Source organism: Rhodococcus sp. Leaf247, from assembly GCF_001426185.1.
Classification (GTDB): domain Bacteria; phylum Actinomycetota; class Actinomycetes; order Mycobacteriales; family Mycobacteriaceae; genus Rhodococcoides.
Window position 1 is genome coordinate 530,852 of sequence record NZ_LMRP01000001.1, and the last position, 21,843, is coordinate 552,694.

At 68.3% G+C, this 21,843-nt stretch carries 21 protein-coding genes; 10 read left to right on the forward strand and 11 right to left on the reverse strand.

Features of this window, described 5'->3' with window-relative positions; all coding sequences use genetic code 11:
• Positions 1–92: 92 nt before the first annotated feature.
• Complete coding sequence (locus ASG64_RS02440; protein ID WP_056069682.1) at positions 93–1,409, reverse strand: PhoH family protein; 1,317 nt, start codon at positions 1,407–1,409, stop codon at positions 93–95.
• Positions 1,410–1,663: 254 nt separating this feature from the next.
• Here ASG64_RS02440 and ASG64_RS02445 point away from each other — a divergent pair, with 254 nt between their 5' ends.
• Positions 1,664–2,485, forward strand: a complete 822-nt coding sequence (locus ASG64_RS02445; protein ID WP_056069685.1) for an alpha/beta hydrolase — start codon at positions 1,664–1,666, stop codon at positions 2,483–2,485.
• On the opposite strand, the gene ASG64_RS02450 is transcribed toward ASG64_RS02445, so the two are convergent.
• The 3 genes from ASG64_RS02450 to ASG64_RS02460 are packed head-to-tail and all read right to left on the reverse strand — an operon-like array spanning position 2,472 to position 5,793.
• Positions 2,472–3,275: a carbon-nitrogen hydrolase family protein gene (locus ASG64_RS02450; RefSeq protein ID WP_056069688.1), complete on the reverse strand. Its 804-nt coding sequence runs from the start codon at positions 3,273–3,275 to the stop codon at positions 2,472–2,474. The two genes, ASG64_RS02445 and ASG64_RS02450, sit on opposite strands and share 14 nt — an antisense overlap.
• Positions 3,272–4,576, reverse strand: coding sequence for a serine hydroxymethyltransferase (glyA, locus tag ASG64_RS02455; RefSeq protein ID WP_056069691.1), 1,305 nt, complete (start codon positions 4,574–4,576; stop codon positions 3,272–3,274). Before glyA ends, ASG64_RS02450 begins: the two co-directional genes overlap by 4 nt.
• Positions 4,577–4,599: 23 nt before the next feature.
• Positions 4,600–5,793: a hypothetical protein gene (locus ASG64_RS02460; protein WP_056069693.1), complete on the reverse strand. Its 1,194-nt coding sequence runs from the start codon at positions 5,791–5,793 to the stop codon at positions 4,600–4,602.
• A 78-nt stretch (positions 5,794–5,871) separates the two neighbouring features.
• Here ASG64_RS02460 and coaA point away from each other — a divergent pair, with 78 nt between their 5' ends.
• A complete protein-coding gene (coaA, locus tag ASG64_RS02465; RefSeq protein ID WP_042573607.1) occupies positions 5,872–6,804 on the forward strand; it encodes a type I pantothenate kinase in 933 nt (310 codons plus the stop codon).
• A gap of 7 nt (positions 6,805–6,811) precedes the next feature.
• Here the strand turns inward: coaA and ASG64_RS02470 are convergent, their stop codons facing one another.
• A complete protein-coding gene (locus ASG64_RS02470; protein ID WP_056069696.1) occupies positions 6,812–7,579 on the reverse strand; it encodes an isoprenyl transferase in 768 nt (255 codons plus the stop codon).
• Positions 7,580–7,727: 148 nt separating this feature from the next.
• Here ASG64_RS02470 and ASG64_RS02475 point away from each other — a divergent pair, with 148 nt between their 5' ends.
• Genes ASG64_RS02475 through trhA form a run of 3 tightly spaced genes read left to right on the forward strand, consistent with a single transcriptional unit; the run spans position 7,728 to position 10,458 of the window.
• Positions 7,728–8,168 (forward strand): SRPBCC family protein, encoded by a 441-nt coding sequence (locus ASG64_RS02475; protein ID WP_056069701.1) that lies wholly within the window; start codon positions 7,728–7,730, stop codon positions 8,166–8,168.
• The gene (locus tag ASG64_RS02480) at positions 8,165–9,766 is read left to right on the forward strand and encodes a phytoene desaturase family protein (protein ID WP_056069704.1); all 1,602 of its coding nucleotides are present in this window, start codon (positions 8,165–8,167) and stop codon (positions 9,764–9,766) included. Before ASG64_RS02475 ends, ASG64_RS02480 begins: the two co-directional genes overlap by 4 nt.
• A gap of 23 nt (positions 9,767–9,789) precedes the next feature.
• Positions 9,790–10,458, forward strand: coding sequence for a PAQR family membrane homeostasis protein TrhA (gene trhA / locus ASG64_RS02485; RefSeq protein WP_056069707.1), 669 nt, complete (start codon positions 9,790–9,792; stop codon positions 10,456–10,458).
• Here the strand turns inward: trhA and ASG64_RS02490 are convergent.
• Genes ASG64_RS02490 through mca form a run of 3 tightly spaced genes read right to left on the reverse strand, consistent with a single transcriptional unit; the run spans position 10,445 to position 13,599 of the window.
• A complete protein-coding gene (locus ASG64_RS02490) occupies positions 10,445–12,460 on the reverse strand; it encodes a thioredoxin domain-containing protein (RefSeq protein WP_056069710.1) in 2,016 nt (671 codons plus the stop codon). The genes trhA and ASG64_RS02490 overlap by 14 nt on opposite strands.
• Before the next feature lie 32 nt (positions 12,461–12,492).
• Positions 12,493–12,732, reverse strand: coding sequence for a hypothetical protein (locus ASG64_RS02495; RefSeq protein ID WP_042573613.1), 240 nt, complete (start codon positions 12,730–12,732; stop codon positions 12,493–12,495).
• The gene (mca, locus tag ASG64_RS02500; protein WP_235579466.1) at positions 12,733–13,599 is read right to left on the reverse strand and encodes a mycothiol conjugate amidase Mca; all 867 of its coding nucleotides are present in this window, start codon (positions 13,597–13,599) and stop codon (positions 12,733–12,735) included.
• Positions 13,600–13,726: 127 nt separating this feature from the next.
• Between mca and ASG64_RS02505 the strand changes: the two genes are divergently transcribed.
• The 3 genes from ASG64_RS02505 (at position 13,727) to ASG64_RS02515 (ending at position 15,551) form a co-directional block, all read left to right on the forward strand.
• On the forward strand, positions 13,727–14,158 hold the full coding sequence (locus ASG64_RS02505) for a DUF4307 domain-containing protein (protein ID WP_042573614.1): 432 nt from the start codon (positions 13,727–13,729) through the stop codon (positions 14,156–14,158).
• 302 nt (positions 14,159–14,460) lie between these two features.
• On the forward strand, positions 14,461–14,955 hold the full coding sequence (gene greA / locus ASG64_RS02510) for a transcription elongation factor GreA (RefSeq protein ID WP_042573683.1): 495 nt from the start codon (positions 14,461–14,463) through the stop codon (positions 14,953–14,955).
• A 92-nt stretch (positions 14,956–15,047) separates the two neighbouring features.
• Complete coding sequence (locus tag ASG64_RS02515) at positions 15,048–15,551, forward strand: FAD:protein FMN transferase (RefSeq protein WP_156388237.1); 504 nt, start codon at positions 15,048–15,050, stop codon at positions 15,549–15,551.
• Here ASG64_RS02515 and ilvA read toward each other — a convergent pair.
• The 3 genes from ilvA to ASG64_RS02530 all read right to left on the reverse strand — a co-directional run bounded on the left by ilvA (position 15,527) and on the right by ASG64_RS02530 (position 19,392).
• Positions 15,527–16,744, reverse strand: coding sequence for a threonine ammonia-lyase (gene ilvA, locus ASG64_RS02520; RefSeq protein ID WP_042573616.1), 1,218 nt, complete (start codon positions 16,742–16,744; stop codon positions 15,527–15,529). The genes ASG64_RS02515 and ilvA overlap by 25 nt on opposite strands.
• Before the next feature lie 26 nt (positions 16,745–16,770).
• Entirely contained in the window at positions 16,771–17,943 is a 1,173-nt protein-coding gene (locus ASG64_RS02525) for a cystathionine gamma-synthase (protein ID WP_056069718.1), read from the reverse strand.
• Positions 17,944–18,006: 63 nt separating this feature from the next.
• A complete protein-coding gene (locus ASG64_RS02530; protein WP_042573618.1) occupies positions 18,007–19,392 on the reverse strand; it encodes a cystathionine beta-synthase in 1,386 nt (461 codons plus the stop codon).
• Positions 19,393–19,487: 95 nt separating this feature from the next.
• On the opposite strand from ASG64_RS02530, the gene ASG64_RS02535 reads away from it, so the two are divergent.
• Together ASG64_RS02535 and ASG64_RS02540 are read left to right on the forward strand one after the other, a co-directional pair.
• Positions 19,488–20,456, forward strand: a complete 969-nt coding sequence (locus tag ASG64_RS02535) for an SGNH/GDSL hydrolase family protein (protein ID WP_056072519.1) — start codon at positions 19,488–19,490, stop codon at positions 20,454–20,456.
• Between the two features lie 77 nt (positions 20,457–20,533).
• Positions 20,534–21,751 carry an acetyl-CoA C-acetyltransferase gene (locus ASG64_RS02540; protein WP_056069721.1) on the forward strand — a complete coding sequence of 406 codons (1,218 nt, stop codon included), beginning with the start codon at positions 20,534–20,536 and terminating at the stop codon, positions 21,749–21,751.
• Positions 21,752–21,843 lie beyond the last annotated feature (92 nt).

Genomic DNA, 21,843 nt, shown 5'->3' on the forward strand with positions numbered 1-21,843 from the left:
CGATTCCAGTGATCGTCCCGACACTCCCGTGCGGAATCAGGGACGCGTCACATGAGCTCCCCCGTCACCTACCTCGACTACCTACCCCGGACTCAGGCGGGCCCGAACTCCTCCAACATCTCCGTGACCAGTGCAGCGATGGGCGAACGCTCGGACCGTGTGAGCGTGATGTGAGCGAACAGGGGGTGGCCCTTGAGCTTCTCGATCACGGCGGCGACACCGTCGTGGCGACCCACCCGCAGGTTGTCGCGCTGCGCCACGTCGTGAGTCAGCACCACGCGAGAACCCGTACCCAGGCGGGAGAGCACCGTGAGCAGCACGTTCCGTTCCAGCGACTGCGCCTCGTCGACGATCACGAACGAGTCGTGCAGCGACCGTCCGCGGATGTGCGTCAACGGGAGCACCTCGAGCATGCCGCGTGCAGTGACCTCCTCGATGACCTCGGGGCTCGCCAGACCGTCGAGGGTGTCGAACACCGCCTGCGCCCACGGGCCCATCTTGTCGCTCTCGCTGCCGGGCAGGTATCCCAGTTCCTGACCACCCACCGCGTACAGCGGCCGGAACACCACGACCTTGCGGTGGGTGCGGCGTTCCAGAACGGCGTCGAGGCCGGCCGTCAACGCGAGTGCGGACTTGCCCGTCCCTGCCTTGCCGCCCAGCGACACGATGCCGATGCTCTCGTCGAGCAACAGATCGAGTGCGACGCGCTGTTCGGCGGAGCGTCCGTGCAGGCCGAAGGCTTCCCGTTCGCCGCGCACCACCTGGATCTGCTTGTCCGCCGTGACCCGTCCCAGCGCGCTCGATGTTCCGCCGAGGAGTCGGACACCGGTGTGGCACGGCAGTTCCCGTGCCTCGTCGAGGTCGATCACACCCTCGGCGAACAACTTGTCGATGGTCGCGCGCGACGCCTCGAGCTCGGTCATGCCGGTCCAGCCGGACGGGACGACGTCGTGAGCCTTGTACTCGTCGGCGGGCAGCCCGACGGCGCCGGCCTTGACGCGCAGCGGAATGTCCTTGCTGACCAGGACGACGTCCTTGCCCTCGGCGGCGAGGTTCAGGGCGCACGCCAGGATCCGCGAGTCGTTGGTGTCCGTCCGGAAGCCGACCGGAAGAACGGCCGGGTCCGTGTGATTGAGCTCGACCTGCAAGGTCCCGTTCTCGGTTCCGATGGGCACGGGCTGATCGAGCCGCCCGTACTGCACCCGCAGGTCGTCGAGCATCCGCAACGATTCGCGGGCGAACCAGCCGAGTTCGTGATGATGACGCTTGCCCTCCAGCTCGCTGATGACGACGAGCGGAAGGACGATCGCGTGCTCGGCGAACCGAGACACCGCCCACGGATCCGAGAGCAGAACCGAGGTGTCCAGCACGTAGGTGCGGACGGGGGAACCTGAGCGAGCTGCAGTCACGAGGGGCTCCTAGGAACGCGCGGTCACCGCGCATCCGTCGATCGCTGGACCGGTCGATCCCGACACTGCAGGGACCGGGGCCGGCCCCTCCCGACCGAATGAATCAGTCATGTGTGAGGACCTCCCGTACGGACGGCTTCCCCGCCACCCGCACTGCTGACGCTAGACCGAAAGACGCTCCGCGGCCTGCCGACACGAGTGGGCGTGTCGGTGAACAGCCTGTTACATGCGCGCCACAGTGTTAACTTCGGCCGATGCAGAATGCGCAGGAAATGCAGCAGCTCAGGGGAACCCACGGCACCGTCGCCTACCGTTCCTGGCCGTCCACCACTCCGGGATTCATCGCCCTCGTCGCTCACGGATACGGAGAGCACTCGGGCCGGTACGGCCACCTGGCGTCGACACTGACCGCTGCCGGCGGTGCGGTGTACGCGCCCGACCACCACGGTCACGGCCGATCCGACGGCGAACCGGCCGAGGTGTCCGACGTCGACGGCATCGTCGCCGACCTGCACACCATCGCGGACACCGCCCGCACCGACCACCCGGGGCTGCCCGTCGTCCTGATCGGCCACTCGATGGGCGGTCTGATCGCCACTCGCTTCGCACAGACGTACCCCGGCGAACTGGCCGCCCTCGTCCTGTCGGGCCCGCTGGTCGGCGAGAACCCCGCGTTCGCGATGCTCCTGTCGATGGACGAGATCCCCGAGATTCCGATCGACCCGTCGGTGCTGTCCCGCGATCCGGCCGTGGGTGAGGCCTACGGGAGCGACCCGCTGGTCTACCACGGTCCGTTCGCGCGCACCACGCTCGAGACCTTCACCGCCGCCGTCGAGAAGGTGTCGGCGTCGGGCACCCTCGGGGATCAGCCGACTCTGTGGTTGCACGGCGGCGACGATCAGCTGGTGCCGCTCGACCCCACCACCGAGGCGATGCGCACGCTCCGCGGACCGAACTTCGGCGAGAAGGTGTATCCCGGTGCGCGGCACGAGATCCTGAACGAGACGAACCGGGACGAGGTCGAGTCGGACATCGTCGAGTTCCTGGCGACGGCCGTACCGGTCACTCGGGACTGACGACGCGGGCGATGCCCGCATAGAGGTCGGGGCGCCGGTCGACGAGGTAGGGATTGTTCCGGTGCGCCGCCTCCACCACGTCGGTGTCGACGACCCCGAGCACCAGTCCGGTCCCGTCCTCGAGCCGGTCGATCACCTCGGCGTCGGGACCGACAATGCTGCTGCGTCCCACGTAGGTGGTCCCACGTTCGGTGCCCACATGGTTGATGTACGCGACGAACATCTGGTTCTCCCAGGCGCGCGTGCGGATCACCACGTCGGCGACGAACGTGAACGGGACCATCTGAGCGGTCGGCACCAGGAGCGCATGCGCCCCGAGAAGTGCTGCGGCGCGGACGTTCTCGGGAAACTCGATGTCGTAACAAATCATCAGGCCCAGTCGTACTCCGCGGAAGTCCACCACGGTCACCGCGTCGTCACCCTCGGTGTAGTACGCACGGTCCAGGTCGCCGTAGAGATGCGACTTGCGGTGCTGCGCGACGACGGTGCCGTCCGCGTCGATCAGAGCGACGGTGTTGTAGACGGCCTCCCCCACCTGTTCGGGGAGCCCGACGAGCAGCGCGATGCCGCGGCGGCGTGCCACGGCGGCCGCCTCGGACACGAGATCCTGCGGCGACAGCTGGTGCAACTGCTCACCGATGTCGTATCCGGTGAGGAACATCTCGGGCGTGATCAGCAGGTCGGCACCGCGTCTGAGCGCGTCACCGGCAGCCTCGTCGAGCTCGGCGAGGTTGGCGGCGACGTCCCCGGGCGTACCGACCGTCTGAAGACCCGCGACGGTCAGTCTCACCCCAGCAGTCCCCACCCTTCGAGACCCTCGTACAGCGGGAAGTTCTGGGCCAGGGTCGACACGCGCGACCGCAGGGCGTCGGTTGCCTCGCCCGTCGCGAGCGCGGTCGCGATGATGTCGGCCACCTCGGTGAACTCGGTCTCGCCGAAGCCGCGGGTCGCGAGGGCGGCGGTACCGATACGCAGGCCCGACGTCACCATGGGCGGGCGAGGATCGAACGGCACGGCGTTGCGGTTGACGGTGATGCCGACCTCGTGGAGGAGGTCCTCGGCCTGCTGGCCGTCGAGCTGGGAGTTGCGCAGATCGACGAGCGCGAGGTGCACGTCGGTACCGCCGGTCAGCACGGAGACACCCTTGTCGGCGACGTCCGCGCCGGTGAGGCGCTCGGCGAGCAGCGAGGCACCGAGCAGTGTGCGCTCCTGTCGCTCACGGAACTCGGGAGTGCCGGCGATCTTGAACGCCACGGCCTTCGCTGCGATGGCGTGCATCAACGGCCCGCCCTGCTGGCCGGGGAACACGGCGGAGTTGAGCTTCTTCGCCCACTCCTTCTTGGCCAGGATGATGCCGGAGCGGGGTCCGCCGAGGGTCTTGTGAACGGTCGAGGACACGACGTCCGCGTACGGCACGGGCGACGGGTGCACGCCGGCGGCGACCAGTCCGGCGAAGTGCGCCATGTCGACCCACAGCAGCGCACCGACCTCGTCGGCGATGGACCGGAACGCGGCGAAGTCCTGGTGGCGGGGGTACGCGGACCACCCGGCGATGAGCACCTGGGGACGGGCATGGAGTGCCTGCTTGCGCACCTCGTCCATGTCGATGCGGTGGTCTTCCTTGCTGACGCCGTAGGACTCGACCTCGTACAGCTTGCCCGAGAAATTGAGCTTCATCCCGTGCGTGAGGTGCCCGCCGTGCGCCAGGTCCAGGCCCATGATCTTGTCGCCCGGGTTGATCAGAGCCATCAGGACCGCGGCGTTGGCCTGCGCACCGGCGTGCGGCTGCACGTTGGCGAACTCCGCACCGAACAGTTCCTTCGCACGGGTGCGCGCCAGGTCCTCCACGACGTCGACGTGCTCGCAGCCGCCGTAGTAGCGGCGGCCGGGGTATCCCTCGGCGTACTTGTTGGTGAGCACACTGCCCTGGGCCTGGAGCACCGCGCGGGGCACGAAGTTCTCCGACGCGATCATCTCGAGGGTGTCGCGCTGGCGACCCAGCTCTCCCGCCATGGCCGCAGCGACCTCGGGGTCCACCTCGGCCAGCGAGGCGGTGTCGATGTTGGTGGCGGAGACAGGCGCAGCAGTCATGGCCACGAGTCTAATGCTCGTGGTCAGCGCAGTCGTGACGGGATGAGAGGTTCGTCCAGCAGACGTTCGAACCGATCACTCCGCGCGTCGTCGGAGTCGGCCTGGTGCAGCCATCCGCGCAGCAGCCGGTAGCCCTCGACGTAGGTGCTCGTGTACGCGCGCCACAGCGGCGAGGACAGGAACCGCAGCATCTGCCGCGCGCGCTCCGGGGTCGCCAGGGACCACTGCGACAGGAACGCCGCGACGTCGTCCTGGCTGCGGTGACCGTCGTGCAACATCAGGGCGGCGTCCTGCCGCACCCCCAGGAGCTTTGCCGACGCCGTCTGCAACGCTTCCGCGCGCTCGCCGTCGAAACGCAGCCCGAGGTCCGCGTAGATCTCCTGCGCCCACACACCCCAGCCCGGCCCGACGACGGATTCGAGGGCCAGGTCCGCCAGACCCTCGGCCATGAGGCACTGCGGGGTGTTGACGACGAACAGGGTCTGCTCGGCCTGACCGGCGCCCCGCACCAGACCGGCCTCCTTGCGGCAGTGCTCGGTGTGGTGGCCCGGGTAGGACTCGTGCGCGATCAGGTGCGGAAGATGCGCCATGTGCTGCTTGAGGTCCGAGTTGATCGCGACCGTCGAGCGGTAGTCACCGAGGTAGTAGTTGAAGCCGGACCACGGCTTGTCGCCCACCACCTCGTAGGTCACCTGTTCGGTATCGGGGAGGGGGTAGCGGGCGCGGACCTTGTCCCGCAGGGCACTGGAGAACGCGTCGACGCAGTCGGCGAGTCGTTCGGGCGGGATCTCGTCGGTGGCCCGGTGCGCGCGCACACGCTCCGCCAGGGGTCCGGCGCCCGCCAGCACCTGATCCATGAGCCGGTGCGCCTCGCGGTAGTCGTCCGGATCGCCCGGCTCGATGGACACGTCGAAGTAGGCCGCGACCTCGTCGACGAAGCCGATCTCGTCGCCGGCCAGCTTGCGCGCCGACGTCTCGAGCGCGCGCAGGTGCACGTCCAGGAACGCCGAGCGCTCGGTGTCCAGGCCGGACGACGGAAGCTCCGTGCGTAGATTCGCCGCCCGCCGGGCCAGCTCGCGGGGGTCCGGAGGCGGTGCATTCTCCACCTGTCGTCGCAGCTCGGGGTCGCCTGTGTAGGCGTCGACGAACCCCTCTTCGAGACGATCGAAGGACAAGCCCAGCAGCAGGTAGTCGTGGACCAACGTGTCGGCGTGCATGACCCACGACTCTAGCCACGTCCGCCCCGGGTGGCGGTTCGTCGGAGCCACCCAGCACAATTCAGGCATGGAGGCAGCGTGTCCCGAGTGAACGAGTCGAGTCCGTACGTCGAATTCGACCGTCGACAGTGGCGCACTCTCCGCAACGCGACCCCGTTGGTGCTCACCGAGGACGAGCTCCGCGGTCTCCGCGGCCTGGGTGAGCAGATCGACCTCGACGAGGTCGCCGAGGTCTACCTCCCCCTCGCCCGACTCATCCATCTCCAGGTGGCCGCGCGGCAGCGTCTGTTCGCCGCCACCGCGACATTCCTCGGGGAGAAGACCCCCGACCGGCAGGTGCCGTTCGTCATCGGGATAGCCGGCAGCGTGGCCGTCGGGAAATCGACGACGGCGCGCGTGCTGCAGGCCCTGCTCGCCCGGTGGGAACATCACCCACGCGTCGACCTCGTGACGACCGACGGCTTCCTCTACCCCTCGGCCGAGCTGGTGCGCCGGAACATCATGCATCGCAAGGGTTTCCCCGAGAGCTACGACCGACGCAAACTTCTCCGATTCGTCACCGAGGTCAAGTCCGGATCCGAATCCGTACGAGCGCCGGTGTACTCCCACGTCTCCTACGACATCGTGCCGGGCAAGTACACCGAGGTGAACCAACCCGACATCCTGATCATTGAGGGCCTCAACGTCCTGCAGACCGGTCCGCGGCTCATGGTCTCGGACCTGTTCGACTTCTCCATCTACGTCGACGCCCGCATCGAGGACATCGAGAAGTGGTACGTGGACCGGTTCCTCGCGCTGCGGTCGACATCGTTCGCCGATCCCGCGTCACACTTCCACCACTACTCGGGGCTGTCCGACGAGCACGCCCGCATCGCCGCGGCGGAGATCTGGCAGTCGATCAACCGCCCGAACCTGGTGGAGAACATCCTTCCCAGCCGGCCGCGCGCGACGCTGGTGCTGCGCAAGGACGCCGACCACACCATCAACCGGCTGCGCCTGCGGAAGCTGTAGCTCCCGCTCAGGTACCGAATCTCCGGTGACGCGCTGCGAAGTCGCGGAGCGCGCGCAGGAAGTCGACGCGGCGGAATTCCGGCCAGTAGGCCTCGGTGAACCAGATCTCCGAGTAGGCGCTCTGCCACAGCAGGAACCCGGACAACCGCTGCTCACCCGACGTGCGGATGACGAGGTCGGGGTCCGGCTGACCGGACGTGTAGAGGTGGGCGTCGATCGCGTCCACGGTGACGGCCCGGACCAGGTCGTTCCCGGCCGTACCCTCGGCCAGCCGATCCTTGAGCAGCGACTGCACGGCGTCGGCGATCTCCTGGCGACCGCCGTATCCGACCGCGACGTTGACATGCGTCCCCGACCGTCCCGCGGTACCGGCAGCAGCCTGTTCCAGACGCCGAGCCGACTCGGCGGGAAGCAGATCCATCGTCCCGACGATCTTGACGCTCCAGTTCTTGCCCGGACCGCTGATCTCCTCCACGACGTCGGTGATGATCTCGAGCAGCGACTCGAGCTCGTCGGGTTCGCGGCGGAGGTTCTCGGTGGACAGCAGGTAGATCGTCGCCATCTCGACCTCCGCCATGTCGCACCACGTGAGCAGTTCGGCGATCTTGAGGGCGCCCATGCGGTGGCCGTGACTGACGTCGGTGAAACCGTTCTCACGGGCCCAGCGGCGATTCCCGTCGCACATGACCGCGACGTGTCGTGGACGCTGGGCGCCGTCGAGCTCCCGCAACAAACGCCTCTCGTACAGCGTGTACAGCAGACCTCGAGCCTTCACTCAGCTCCCCACATCGACATTGTTTCTCGGCAGGCAATCACCCTACGCCGCACGGCGTGACCTACTCGTCACACGCCATGCCGATGTTCTCCGCCCGGACGGGGTACAGACAATGGCAACACGCACCACCGAGAGGAAAGGACGCACCATGACCGTTGTCCGAGACACCACGGCCGGAGCTGCGGACGTGTGGAACGTCCTGTCCGACGGCTGGAGCTACGCCACCTGGGTCGTGGGCGCGTCGCGCATCCGCGCTGTCGACCCCCACTTTCCGGCCCCCGGATCCGAGATCCACCATTCCGTCGGACTGTGGCCCGCCGTCCTGAACGACGTGACCCGTGTCCTGGCGATGACGGAGGGACGCGAGCTGGTACTCGAAGCGCGCGGGATGCCCGCAGGAAAGGCGACGATCGTCCTGCGCGTCACCCCGACGAGCACCGGCAGCCGCATCGAGATGATCGAGCATGCGCGGACGTTGCCCTTCTCGCTGGTTCCCGAGACGGTCCAGCACGCCATGGTCTATCCCCGCAACCGTGAAGCCACGCGACGTCTGGCTCTCCTCGCCGAGCGTGCCGCGGTGCCACAGTGACCACGACGACCGTCGACGCCGTCGTGATCGGCGCGGGCCACAACGGCCTCGTCGCCGCCTCCGCTCTCGCCGACGCCGGGTGGGACGTCGTGGTTCTCGAATCCGCACCCGAACCCGGTGGCGCCGTTCGCAGTGCGGAACTGACGCCCGGATACGTCAGCGACCTGTTCAGCGCCTTCTACCCTCTCGGCATCTCGTCCCCGGCGTTCACGGCGCTGGAACTGGACCGGCACGGCCTGCGCTGGACCCACTCTCCCGTCGTCTACGGCCATGCCCGCTCGCCGCTGGACGAGGACGCGCCGGTGGTGCACCACGATCCCGCGGATACCGCGGCGATGCTCGCGGAGCACGACCCGCGCGACGGCGATGCGTGGATGTACGTCGTCGATCAGTGGAACCGGATCCGTGATCCGTTGTTGCAGTCGCTCTTCGGCAGCTCGTTCCCGCCGGTGAAGGGCGCCGCGACATTGTTCCGACGTCTCGGGACGGCGGAGACGATCCGCTTCCTCCGATTCGCTGTCCTGCCTGCGCGAGTGATGGCGCACGAGTTGTTCCGGAGCGAGGCCGCGCGCTGCCTGCTGCTGGGAAATGCCATGCATGCGGACGTGCCGACCGACGCACCCGCCAGCGGCGTGATGGGTTACTTGTTGATGATGCTGGCCCAGGACGTCGGCTTCCCCGTTCCTGTCGGCGGCGCGTCGGAGCTCACCGCTTCGCTCGTGCGCCGCGCCGAGAGTGCCGGCGCCCGCGTGGTCTGCGGCACGCAGGTCACGTCCATCGACGTGTCGGGCGGCGTCGCACGAGGCGTCCGCACGGCGGGAGGCGACACCTACATCGCCCGGCGCGCCGTGGTCGCCGACGTCTCGGCGCCGGCCCTGTACGGATCGCTTCTGCCGCGGGACGCCGTGCCCGCCCGGGTCCACAGCGATCTGGAGAAGTTCGAGTGGGACACCCCGGTGGTCAAGGTCAACTACGCGCTCGACGCGCCGATCCCGTGGCGGTCGAAGAGCTTGACGGACGCCGGCACGGTGCACCTCGGTGCCGACGACGACGGCCTCGTGCGGTGGAACGCCGATCTGGTGACCGGCACCATTCCCGAGCGCCCCTTCATGCTGTTCGGCCAGATGACGACGGCCGACCCGACGCGGTCTCCGGCAGGTACGGAGAGTGCCTGGGCGTACACGCACCTGCCGCGAGGTGTCACCGACGACGAGTCCGCGGACATCCTCGCCGAGCGCGTCGACACCGTCCTCGAGGAGCATGCACCCGGATTCGCCTCGTCGATCGTCGGCAAGCACGTCCAGCGTCCGAGCGATCTGACGGCGGACGACGCCAACCTCTTCGGCGGAGCGGTGAACGGCGGCACGTCGCAGCTGCAGCAGCAGTTGATCTTCCGGCCGACCCCGGGGCTCGGCCGCGCGGAGACGCCGGTGGGCAGGCTGTACCTCGGCAGCGCGTCGGCTCACCCCGGCGGAGGCGTGCACGGCGCACCCGGGCTGACGGCGGCACGGGCAGCGCTGGCCGGCGACGGTCCGACGGGGTGGCTGCGCCGCAAGGCGATCAGCGCGCTGATGGATCTCACACTCGGCGACCGATGACCTAGTTACGGTACCGTAGGTTCGTGACTGTATTCGGACTCGGCGAACTACCGGTCAAGCCGCGCATGCGCGGGTGGATCCACCTCTACGCCTTCTACGTGTCCGTGGTCTGCGGCATCGTCCTGGTCGCGTCGGCGTACTCCCTGGTGTCCGCGAAAGCGGGTCTCACCGTCACCGTCTACGCCGTCGCGACGTGCGGGCTCTTCGGGGTCAGCGCCACGTATCACCGCGTGCACTGGAACACCGTGCAGAGTCGGACGTGGATGAAACGGGCCGATCACTCGATGATCTTCCTGTTCATCGCCGGCAGTTACACACCCTTCGCCGTGCTCGGCATTCCGAGCGGCACGGTGATCCTCGTGGTCGTCTGGATCGGCGCACTTGCCGGTGTGACACTGAAGATGTTGTGGCCCACGGCTCCTCGTTGGCTGGGCGTGCCCCTGTACCTCATCCTGGGATGGGCCGTCGTGCCCGTCGCCGGCGAGTTGATGCGCACCGTCGGCGTCGCGCCCATGGTGCTTCTCGTCGCCGGCGGTGTCTTCTACAGCGTCGGCGCGATTCTCTACGCGACCAAGTGGCCGAACCCGTGGCCGACCACGTTCGGCCATCACGAGTTCTTCCACGCCGCGACGGTCATCGCCGCCGTGTGCCACTACATCGCGGTGTGGCTGGTGCTCTTCAGCCAGTCGTGAGCAGGTCGGTCAACTCGTCGGCCGTCGTGACCGGCCGATCGCACACGTAACCCCGGCACACGTACGCCGCGGAACGCCCGTCGACCAGAGGGCGGTCGGCCAGCAACGGCGTCGAGTCCGGCGCACCGGACACGACGACCGTTCCACCTGCTGCCACACGTCGGGCGAGTCGGACCAACTCGTCGTCGGCGTGCTCCGACGCGACGGCCACCTGCACCGGCCCGGCCACCGCGGCTTCCGCCACCACCAACCAGTGGCCCGCCGAGCGTGGGGCGCGATCGAGGAGGATCGAGGCGCGCGCCAATGATCGCGCAGCGATGTCCGCGTACCGCGTCGCCTCAACTCCTGCCACCGCCCCCAGAGTCAGGGCCGCCTCGGTGACCAGGGAGGCACCCGACGGCGTCGCGTTGTCCAGCGGATCCCTCGGCCGAGTCACCAGAGTCTCCGCATCGTCCGCGGTGTCGAACCACCCTCCGGGCTGCTCCGGGTCGGCGAAATGATCGAGGGCCACCTCGAGGATTCCCGCGGCGGCCGTGGCCCACCTGAGTTCCCCGGTCGCCTGGTGCAAGGCCGCAAGCGCGACAGCCAGCGCGCCGTGGTCCTCGAGGATGCCGGCAGCGTCGCCGACCACTCCACCCAGCGACGCTCGACGCAGCCGTCCGTCGATCAGGTGCGCGTCGAGAAGGCGGTCGGCGCAGCGCGCAGCGGCATCGACCCACGAGGTCTCCCCCAGCGCCGCACCACCTTCCGCCAGGGCGGTGACGGCGAACGCGTTCCAGGCGGTCACCACCTTGTCGTCACGCCCTGGTTGTGGACGGCCGGCGCGTGCGGCGGCGAGCCGGGATCGCACGCTCTCGAACCGTGCCTGATCGGTCGGCTCCGCACGCAGCTGCAGGACAGAGGTACCGCCTTCGAACGTTCCGGCGGCGGTCACCCCGAACAGCTCGGCCGCCCACTCGCCGTCCTCGGCGCCCAGAACGTCCACCAGCTGACCCGGAATCCAGGCGTACGTCAGGCCTTCCTCGCCCTCGGTGTCCGCGTCCAGGGCCGCGGCGAAACACCCGTCCTCGGTACCCAGGTCCTCCATCAGGAACCGCGCGGTATCCGTCGCGACGCGGCGCGCCACGGCGTCGCCGCGGCGAGCGAGGTGCGCGTAGAAGCGCAGCAGAAGGGCGTTGTCGTACAACATCTTCTCGAAGTGCGGGACGATCCAGTCCGCATCCACCGAGTACCGCGCGAATCCGCCGGCGAGCTGGTCGTACATGCCGCCGCGCGCCATCGCATCCGCTGTCCGCGTCACCGCCGCGCGAGCAGCGTCGGAGCCGGTGCGCTCGACGTGCCGCAGCAAGCCTTCGACAAGGGAGGACGGCGGGAACTTGGGTGCGCCGCCGAAACCGCCCCGCGCCGTGTCCTCGCTCTGCAGTACGGCAGCCACCGCGTCGTCCAGAAGCGCGGCGTCCACTGCGCGGTCACCTTCGGGAATGCCGGCGGCTCCGCGTCGCAGCTCCGCCACCACGGATGCCGACGCCTGCTCCACCTCGTCGCGGCGGGTGGACCAGGTGTTCGCGATGGCTTCGAGCAACTGCGTGAACGACGGCATGCCCTGCCGCGGCGACGGCGGAAAATACGTTCCGCAGTAGAACGGTTCACCGTCCGGGGTGAGGAACGCCGTCATCGGCCACCCACCCTGACCCGTCATGGCGACCGTGGCGTTCATGTAGACCGCGTCGATGTCGGGCCGCTCCTCGCGGTCGACCTTGATGCAGACGAAGTCCCGATTCATCAGTTCGGCCACCGCGCCGCTCTCGAACGACTCGTGCGCCATGACATGGCACCAGTGGCAGGCCGAGTAGCCGACGGAGAGCAGAATCGGCACGTCGCGCTCGCGTGCCCACGCCGCGGCGTCGTCACCCCACTGCTGCCAGTGCACGGGGTTGTCCGCGTGCTGCCTCAGGTACGGGCTCGTCGACTCCGACAGGGTGTTGCGTTCACGGGGATCCACAGTCCCAGTGTCCCCCGTTCCCCGGTACGCAATCACGCGTCGGGGCGGATACCTCCGCGGTCGGTGCCCTCGTCGACCGCTTGATCCGGCGTCGGATCCGTGGGTTCGAAGGATGCGGGAAGCTTCTTGAAGTGCCCGTTCATCGAACGGACCAGCAGCGCGGTGCCGATCAGGAGCAGCACGATGATGACCAGGCCGAGCGGCGACGCCTTGCCGAACTCGGGGCCCGTGCTGTTCTGTGCCAGCAGGAGCGCGGTGTTCACCGAGATCATCTACTCACCGATTCCGGCGAAGAGGTCGGTCTCGGGAAGCGACGTCCGCACCCTCGTCCTGGCCAGCTCGTATTCCTCGGTGGGCCACAGCTTCTTCTGCACGTCGACCGGGACGGCGAAGAAGCGGCCGTTGGGATCGATCTGCGTGCGGTGCGCACGGAGCGCGTCGTCACGTGCCTGGAAGAACTCTGCGCACTCGACCTGCGTCGTCACCCGCTCCATGATCTCGCCGCGGTCCTTCGGCCACTGCGCGAGCCATTCGGAGTACGGGCCTTCCTTGCCGGCGGCGATCATCTCGTCGTCGAACAACTGCATGCGCTGGCGGATGAAACCGTGCGAGTAGTAGAGCTTGGACACCTCCCACGCCTCGCCGGTGCCGGGGAACTGCTCGGGATCGCCGGCTGCCTCGTATGCCGCGACCGACACCTCGTGGCAGCGGATGTGATCGGGGTGCGGGTAGCCACCCTTCTCGTCGTACGTCGTCATCACGTGGGGGCGGAAGTCGCGGATCACCTTCACCAGCGCCTCGGTGGACTCTTCGAGGGGAACCAGGGCGAAGCAGCCCTCGGGAAACGGTGGGAGCGGATCGCCCTCCGGCAGACCCGAGTCGACGAAGCCGAGCCACGTCTGCTGCACTCCGAGGATGGCGGCCGCCGCGGCCATCTCTTCCTTGCGGACGTCCGACATGCGCTCCCGGATTCCGGGGATGTCCATGGCCGGGTTGAGGATGTCGCCGCGTTCACCGCCGGTGAGGGTCACCACCAGCACCTCGTGACCCTCGGAGGCGTACCGGGCCATCGTCGCGGCGCCCTTGGAGGACTCGTCGTCGGGATGGGCGTGCACTGCCATCAGTCGCAGTCCGCTCACGTGTGCCTCACTTCTCGAAACTCGCTCAGTACTCGGACACGTCGATTCCCGTGCCAGGACTCCATGATCCCACTTCACCGAGTGCCCCGGCGAAGCGGGACCGCGTCCGCGGGTAAGTTCGATGCCGATGTCCACCACAGCGCAGAACCTCCCCGAGGGTCGGTATCCCACCAGTCGCGGGATCGCCCCGTCCCGGATTCTCGCCGTGGTGCTCGGACTGATGGTCGTCGCACTCGGCGTCGGCGTCGCGTATCTCGGGTACACCAAGTTCACGACACCGGACGTCGACGGCACGCTCGTCTCGTTCGACATCGTCGGGCCGGACCGTGTCGACGTCCGCCTGAACGTCACCCGCGACGATCCGTCGGAGCCCGCCGTGTGCATCGTGCGCTCCCGCTCACGGGACGGATCCGAGACGGGCCGCCGCGAAGTGGTCATTCCTGCCTCCGACAACGGCACCGAGGACGTGCGGAGCTTCATCGTCACCTCGGCCGATCCGGGGCTCGCCGACCTGTACGGATGCAGTCTGAACGTGCCGGCACATCTCATGTCCCGGTGACCGGCACGTGCAAGGCAGGGAACCAGGAAGTCGTTCCGTGGTAAAATCTTTTCGTACACGGCTCACCCAGTGGGGCCGTGTATTGCTGCATTGAGGTATCGCTGCTGTCGACGGGCGAGACGCGGACACTCGAGCCAAGGGCTGTTCGCATCGACCGCATCTCATGTCGACGAGTTGCCCTACTCGTGACCGAGCTCGCGCCCAGCGCGGGCTTATTTCACGTGCGGGCTCCTCTGTCACACGGCAAGCGACTACGAATACCGGAGCCGAACGGCTCTGAAGAACACGAGGGAGTGATCGAGATGACCGAGACCCAGGTGACCTGGCTGACCCAGGAGTCGCACGACAGACTCAAGGGCGAACTCGACCAACTCATCGCCAACCGGCCTGTCATCGCGGCCGAGATCAACGAGCGACGCGAAGAGGGCGACCTCAAGGAGAACGGCGGCTACCACGCAGCGCGCGAGGAGCAGGGCCAGCAGGAAGCTCGCATCCGCCAGCTCCAGGAACTGCTGAACAACGCGAAGGTCGGCGAAGCCCCCACGCAGTCGGGCGTCGCGCTTCCCGGATCCGTCGTCAAGGTCTACTACGACGGCGACGAGTCCGACACCGAGACCTTCCTGATCGCCACTCGTGAGGAAGGCGCTCGCGACGGCAAGCTCGAGGTCTACTCCCCCAACTCGCCGCTCGGCGGTGCCCTGATCGACGCGAAGGTCGGCGACACCCGCGAGTACCGGCTGCCCAACGACAAGACCATGAAGGTCACGCTCGTCAGCGCGGAGCCTTACCACAACTGATTTCCCGCACGATGTCACAGATCGGCCCCGCACCCGGTGCGGGGCCGAACTGCGTTGTGTAACAGGTGTCGCCCGTGTGCGATGTTCCCGGCATGAGTCTTGCCTCGAAAGCGTTCGCCGGTTTCGACGTCGACGGTCGGCACATCCGCATCGTGATCACCGACGCGGCACGCATCGTCGAGGCCACCGCACTCGCCCGGCGTGAACTCGACTCTGCCTTCGACGTCTTCTCCGCGACGCGGCCGCAGTCCGAACTGCAGAAACTCAACCGTTCGTTCGGACGCACGATGCGGGTGTCGCCGGCGATGGCCGAGCACCTGCGCCGCGCCCTCGCCGCGGCCGAGAGCAGCGACGGCGCCGTGGATCCGCTGGGCGGCGGGTCGAGTTGCTACCGGGACATCGACTTCGACGGAACGACCGTGCGACTTCCGCAGTGGAGCACTCTCGACCTCGACGGCACCGCCCCTGAGGCGGCCGCGCGGCGCATCGAAGCGTCGATCGCGCGGCGCTTCGGGTGCGATGTCGTCATCACCGTCTCCGGCGCCCGACGCGACGACAGCCGCAGCCCGCGTCACTCCTGGATCTCGGCCTCGTAACCTGCTGCGGCCAGCGCGGACAGCACGGCCGCGCGATGATCCGGGCCACGGGTCTCGAGAGTCATGAGGATCTCGACCTCGTCCATCGCCAGACGTCCGGCCGTCCGCGCGTGGACCACGTCGACGACGCTGGCCGCGGAATCCCGGGCGACGCCGAGCACGCCCACCAGACCACCCGGACGGTCGGGAATGACGATGCGCACGGTCAGGTACCGTCCCGCCGCGCGGAGTCCGTGCGCAACGACGTGCGTGAGCAGTAGCGGGTCGATGTTGCCACCCGACAGCACGGCCACGACGGGTCCGTCGCCGGCGAACTTCTCCGGGTAGTCCATCAAGGCGGCGACTGCAGCGGCGCCCGCAGCTTCGACGATGAGTTTCGCGCGCTCCATGCACAGCAGCAGTGCCCGTGAAAGTGCATCCTCGCTGACGGTGATGACGCTGTCCACCATCTCGGTCACATGAGCGAACGGCACAGCACCGGGACGCCCCACCGCGATGCCGTCGGCCATGGTCGTCATCCGCTCGGCGGATATCGGCATGCCCGCTTCCAGCGAACCCGGCCACGCTGCCGCCTGTTCGGCCTGCACGCCCACGATGCGAATATCCTTGCCGCTCAACGCGACAGCGGCTGCGACGCCGGCGACCAACCCGCCTCCGCCGGTCGGCACCACGATGGTGCCCACGTCCGGCATCTGGTCGAGGATCTCGACTCCCACCGTCGCCTGTCCGGCCACCACGTCGATGTGATCGAAGGGGTGGATCAGGATCGCGCCCGTCTCCTCGGCGTATGCCATCGCGGCGATCAACGCCTCGTCGATGGTGCTGCCCACCTGATGGATTGTGGCCCCGTACGCCTTGGTGGCCACCAACTTCGGCAGCGGCGCACCGGTGGGCATGAACACCGTCGACGTGGCACCCAGCTCGGACGCGGCCCATGCCACACCCTGCGCATGATTGCCCGCACTGGCCGCGACGACACCGCGCGCACGTTCCTCGTCCGTCAACCCCGCGATGCGGTTGTACGCACCGCGGGGCTTGAACGACCCTGTGCGCTGAAGGTTCTCGCACTTGAGCCACACCTGGCGGCCGGTGCGGTCGGACAGGACACGGGACGCCACGAGGGGTGTGCGGCGCATGACGGGGGCCAGCAGCGCGGTGGCGCGGTCCAGCCGGTCGGCGGTGAGGAGATCCATGGCTGGAACCCTAAACCCGAATGCTCCTAGGCGAGCGCCTGTTCGATGTCGCCGACCAGGTCTGCGGCATCCTCGATACCGACCGACAGACGCACCAGGTCGTCCGGCACCTCGAGAAGCGATCCGGCGGTGGACGCGTGAGTCATGGCACCGGGATGCTCGATCAACGACTCGACTCCGCCCAGCGACTCGGCGAGAGTGAAGATCTCGGTCCGCGCGCACAGGTCGAGCGCAGCCTGACGGCCGCCCTTCAACCGCACCGACACCATGCCGCCGAAGCGCCGCATCTGCTTGGCCGCGACGGCATGCGACGGGTGGCTATCGGACCCGGGGTAGATGACCGACGAGACAGCCGCGTGGCCCGTCAGCAGCTCGACGATCTTCTCCGCGTTGTCGCTGTGACGCTCCATCCGCAGGGCGAGGGTCTTGATGCCGCGCAAGGTGAGGAACGCGTCGAACGGTCCCGGCACACCACCCGCACCGTTCTGCAGGAACGCGAACGCCGCGTCGAGCTCCTCGTCGTTGCACACCAGCGCGCCACCGACGACGTCCGAGTGTCCGCCGATGTACTTCGTGGTCGAGTGCAGGACGACGTCGGCACCGAGAGTCAGCGGCTGCTGCAGGTAGGGCGACGCGAACGTGTTGTCGACGACGATCTTGGCGCCGCCCTCGTGCGCGACGGCCGACAGTGCCTCGATGTCACCGACATTGAGAAGCGGGTTGGTCGGGGTCTCGACCCACACCAGCTTCGTGTTCGGGCGCATCGCATCGCGCACGGCGTCGACGTCCGACACCGCCGCGACCGAGTACTCGATGCCCCACTGCGTGAACACCTTGTCGATCAGCCTGAACGTGCCGCCGTACGCGTCGTTCGGGATGACCAGGTGGTCACCCGGGCGCAGCGCGGAGCGCAGCAGGCAGTCGGTCGCCGCCATGCCCGAGGAGAACGCGCGTCCGTAGTGACCCTGCTCGAGGGCCGCCAGGTTGGCCTCGAGGGGACGACGCGTCGGGTTCCCGGTGCGCGCGTACTCGAAGCCGCTGCGCATGCCGCCGACGCCGTCCTGCGCGAAGGTCGAACTCGCGTAGATCGGAACGTTGACCGCACCCGTGAGCGGATCGGGCTCGTACCCGGCGTGCACCGCGCGAGTGGAGAACCCCTGCCAGGACGTCGTGTCGGACTTGCTGCGCTGCTCACTCATGCACACCAGCCTAACGAGCGGGCAGGCCGGCGGCCGGTCGGGCTGGGTCAGTAGTTCCGTGTGTCAGGAAGCGGTGGTGACGAACCCGAGGAGATCGTGGCGGGTGATGACGCCGACCGGCTTGCCGTCGTCGACGACCATCACCGCGTCCGTGTCCCCGAGCGACTTCGTCGCCGCCGAGACCGGCTCGCCTGCGCCGATGAGCGGGAACGGTGCACTCATGTGCGTCTTCACCGCGTCGGACAGGTTGGCGCGGCCCTCGAAGACCGCGCTGAGCAGGTCGCGCTCGCTGACACTGCCGGCGACCTCGCCCGCCATGACCGGAGGCTCCGCGCCGACGACGGGCATCTGGGAGACGCCGTACTCGCGGAGGATCTCGATGGCGTCGCGCAGCGTCTCGGACGGGTGAGTGTGCACCAGGTCGGGCAGGGCTCCGGACTTGCCGCGCAGCACGTCGCCGACGGTGGGTTCGGCGGTCGCGCCGTCGAGCCGGGTGCGCAGGAAGCCGTAGGAGCTCATCCACTTGTCGTTGAAGATCTTGCCGAGGTAGCCGCGACCACCGTCGGGAAGCAGGACGACGACCAGGGCGTCGGGTCCTTCGCGCTCGGCGACTTCGAGAGCTGCCACCATCGCCATGCCGCAGGATCCGCCGACGAGGAGGCCCTCCTCGCGGGCGAGGCGGCGCGTCATCTCGAAGGAGTCTGCGTCGGACACCGCGATGATCTCGTCCGGGATGGACGGGTCGTACGCGCTCGGCCAGAAGTCTTCACCGACGCCCTCGACGAGGTACGGGCGCCCGGTTCCGCCGGAGTACACCGAACCCTCGGGGTCGGCGCCGATGATCTTGACCTTCCCGCCCGACATCTCCTTGAGATAGCGGCCGGTGCCGGTGATGGTGCCGCCCGTGCCGACGCCGGCGACGAAGTGCGTGATCTTGCCGTCGGTGTCGTTCCAGATCTCGGGGCCCGTGGTCTCGTAGTGGCTCTGCGGGCCGCCCGGGTTGGCGTACTGGTTGGGCTTCCACGCCCCGTCGATCTCGCGCACGAGACGGTCGGAGACGCTGTAGTAGCTGTCCGGATCCTCCGGTGCGACAGCCGTGGGGCACACGACGACCTGGGCGCCGTACGCGCGGAGCACGTTGCGCTTGTCCTCGCCCACCTTGTCGGGGCAGACGAAGACACACTTGTACCCGCGCTGCTGTGCGACGAGAGCGAGACCGACGCCCGTGTTGCCCGACGTGGGCTCGACGATCGTGCCGCCGGGCTTCAACTCACCGGATGCTTCCGCGGCGTCGATCATCTTGACGGCGATGCGGTCCTTGGAGCTTCCACCGGGATTGAAGTACTCCACCTTGGCGGCGAGCAGGGCAGATCCGGGGGCCACGACGGTGTTCAGCTTCACCAGCGGGGTGTTGCCGATCAGGTCGACGACGCTGTTTGCAATGCGCATGCTCCCATCCTCCCAGACGATCGCCTCGGCACCCCCATCAGTTCGACCGCACCCTGTCTCACGCACCTAGAATCGGACAGGTGAACGGGCGGGAGTTGCAGCAGACCGGCGGTGGCCACGGCGGATGGCGTCAGGCAGCCGTCGCGGGCGCTGCCACGGTCGTGGCGGGGTCCGGGGCGGGAACGCTGTCCTGGGCGGCGTACAAGCATCTGCTGTCCCAAGCTGCCGCCGCCCGCACGGTCATCGGCCGCAGTACCGATCGGCCACCCGAGGCCGACGGCGTCTACGCGCCCGGCGCACGAACTCCTCTGCGATGGCGTCCGGGCGTCGAGTTCGACCTCCACCTGATGATCTTCGGCGACTCCACGGCCGCGGGGATGGGGTGCGTCGTCGCGGACGAGGTGCCGGGCGTGCTCGTCGCTCGAGGACTCGCCGACGAGACCGGCAAGCGGATCCGGTTGAGCACCAAGGCCATTCCCGGTGCGACGTCGAAGGGCCTCGAAGGTCAGGTCGACGCGATGCTCGTCGCCGGCCGCACACGTCCGGATGCTGCCGTCATCTTCATCGGCGCGAACGACGTGACCAAGAAGCACGCCGTCGCCGCGTCCGCGCAACGATTGGGCACCGCGGTGCGGCGACTGCGCGCGGAGGGCACCGTCGTCGTGGTCGGTACGTGTCCCGACCTCGGGGTGGTCACCGCGATACCTCAACCCCTGCGCGCCGTCGTCCGGACCTGGGGACACCGCCTGGCCAAGGCTCAGACGTCGGCGACGCTCGCCGCGGGCGGACATCCCGTCGCACTCGCCGACCTGCTCGCCCCGGAATTCCTCGCGGCACCGGAGCGCATGTTCTCCGCGGACCGCTTCCACCCGTCGGCCGCCGGGTACGAGCTGGCGGCCCGGCAGATCCTTCCGGTCCTCGCCGCGGCACTGGGCGAGTGGTCGGGCGGTCCGCTGCCGACGCTGCCCACCGTCTCCGACGTAGCCGAGCAGCGCAGGCTGGTCGCGCGGCTCACGGCGTCGGCGAACAGGCATGTCTCGCGCCTGAGATCTCGTACGTCCTAGTCCCGTAGGTCGGAGGTCCCCGGGCCCGGGGTTACTCTCCAGTCACATCTTCGCCCCACTATTCGAGGAGTCATTCCATGCCAGAGGCAGTGATCGTTTCCGTCGCCCGTTCGCCCATCGGACGCGCCATGAAGGGCTCGCTCGTCAGCATGCGCCCCGACGACCTCGCCGCGCAGATGGTCAAGGCCGCGCTGGACAAGGTGCCCGCCCTCGACCCCACCATGATCGACGACCTCCTCATGGGCTGCGGACTCCCCGGCGGCGAGCAGGGCTTCAACATCGGCCGCAACGTCGCCATCCAGCTCGGCTACGACTTCCTGCCCGGCACCACCATCACCCGCTACTGCTCCTCGTCGCTGCAGACCACCCGCATGGCGCTGCACGCCATCAAGGCCGGCGAAGGCGACGTGTTCATCTCCGCCGGCGTCGAGACCGTCTCCCGCTTCGTCAAGGGCAACTCCGACTCCTACCCGGACACCCAGAACCCCATCTACGCCGACGCGCAGGCCCGCACCGAGAAGATCGCCCAGGGCGGTCAGACCTGGGTCGACCCCCGCGAAGAGGGCAACCTCCCCGACGCCTACATCGCGATGGGCCAGACCGCGGAGAACGTCGCCCAGCTCACCGGCATCAGCCGCGAGGAGCAGGACCACTGGGGCGTCCGCAGCCAGAACCGCGCCGAGGAAGCCATCGCCAAGGGACACTTCGAGAACGAGATCACCCCGGTCACCCTGCCCGACGGCACCGTCGTCAGCACCGACGACGGCCCCCGCGCCGGCACCACCTACGAAAAGATCTCCCAGCTCAAGCCGGTCTTCCGCCCCGACGGCACCATCACCGCCGGCAACGCCTGCCCGCTCAACGACGGCGCCGCAGCCCTGGTGATCATGTCCGACACCAAGGCCAAGGAACTCGGGCTGACCCCACTCGCCCGCGTCGTGTCCACCGGCGTCTCGGGCCTCTCGCCCGAGATCATGGGCCTCGGCCCCATCGAGGCATCGAAGAAGGCACTCGCCCTCGCCGGCAAGACCATCGGCGACATCGACCTCGTCGAGATCAACGAAGCCTTCGCCGTCCAGGTCATCGGCTCAGCCCGCGAACTGAACATCCCCGAGGACAAGCTCAACGTCTCCGGCGGCGCCATCGCCCTCGGACACCCCTTCGGCATGACCGGTGCCCGCATCACCGCAACCCTGCTCAACAACCTGCGCGCCCACGACAAGCAGTTCGGTCTCGAGACCATGTGCGTCGGCGGCGGACAGGGCATGGCCATGGTGCTCGAGCGGCTCAGCTGATCGATCCCGCCACGGAAGCCGGTTCCCCTGTCGGGAACCGGCTTTCGGCGTATCGAGGTGAGACGTAACTGGAACCGCCAATCCCGGTTGTT

Bases quoted from the DNA above. Each gene is read 5' to 3' on its own strand.
- ASG64_RS02445 (WP_056069685.1), top strand. From the start codon at position 1,664: ATGCAGAATGCGCAGGAAATGCAGCAGCTCAGGGGAACCCACGGCACC.
- glyA (WP_056069691.1), bottom strand. From the start codon at position 4,576: ATGACTGCTGCGCCTGTCTCCGCCACCAACATCGACACCGCCTCGCTG.
- ASG64_RS02460 (WP_056069693.1), bottom strand. From the start codon at position 5,793: ATGCACGCCGACACGTTGGTCCACGACTACCTGCTGCTGGGCTTGTCC.
- ASG64_RS02475 (WP_056069701.1), top strand. From the start codon at position 7,728: ATGACCGTTGTCCGAGACACCACGGCCGGAGCTGCGGACGTGTGGAAC.
- ASG64_RS02495 (WP_042573613.1), bottom strand. From the start codon at position 12,732: ATGATCTCGGTGAACACCGCGCTCCTGCTGGCACAGAACAGCACGGGC.
- ASG64_RS02505 (WP_042573614.1), top strand. From the start codon at position 13,727: ATGTCCACCACAGCGCAGAACCTCCCCGAGGGTCGGTATCCCACCAGT.
- greA (WP_042573683.1), top strand. From the start codon at position 14,461: ATGACCGAGACCCAGGTGACCTGGCTGACCCAGGAGTCGCACGACAGA.
- ASG64_RS02515 (WP_156388237.1), top strand. From the start codon at position 15,048: ATGAGTCTTGCCTCGAAAGCGTTCGCCGGTTTCGACGTCGACGGTCGG.
- ilvA (WP_042573616.1), bottom strand. From the start codon at position 16,744: ATGGATCTCCTCACCGCCGACCGGCTGGACCGCGCCACCGCGCTGCTG.
- ASG64_RS02525 (WP_056069718.1), bottom strand. From the start codon at position 17,943: ATGAGTGAGCAGCGCAGCAAGTCCGACACGACGTCCTGGCAGGGGTTC.
- ASG64_RS02530 (WP_042573618.1), bottom strand. From the start codon at position 19,392: ATGCGCATTGCAAACAGCGTCGTCGACCTGATCGGCAACACCCCGCTG.
- ASG64_RS02540 (WP_056069721.1), top strand. From the start codon at position 20,534: ATGCCAGAGGCAGTGATCGTTTCCGTCGCCCGTTCGCCCATCGGACGC.